At 38.9% G+C, this 316-nt stretch carries 1 pseudogene; it reads left to right on the top strand.

Going from position 1 to position 316, the window contains the following annotated elements:
- Positions 1-316: pseudogene (locus C1G53_RS03775) on the top strand (preprotein translocase subunit SecY); the annotation flags it as partial.

Genomic DNA, 316 nt, shown 5'->3' with positions numbered 1-316 from the left:
ACAGTACCAGGAGTAAACGCAAAGAGTCTTGAGGCCTTGTCAAACCTTCCGTTCTTGAACATGTTGAGTTTGGTTTCAGGAAATGCTATGCGTAATTTCTCAGTTTTCGCACTAGGTGTTAGTCCTTATATTACAGCTTCCATCATTGTTCAACTTTTACAAATGGATATTTTACCTAAATTTGTTGAATGGGGTAAGCAAGGTGAAGTTGGTCGTCGTAAACTAAATCAAGCAACACGCTACATTTCTTTGGTACTGGCATTTGTTCAATCGATTGGTATTACAGCAGGCTTTAATGCTTTGTCCGGTGCAAAAT

The sequence above is a fragment of the Streptococcus suis genome, from assembly GCF_002960445.1.
GTDB classification, from domain to species: domain Bacteria; phylum Bacillota; class Bacilli; order Lactobacillales; family Streptococcaceae; genus Streptococcus; species Streptococcus hyiners.
Note: the sequence above shows the minus strand (reverse complement) of the source record. Positions and strands in the feature narration are given on the sequence as shown.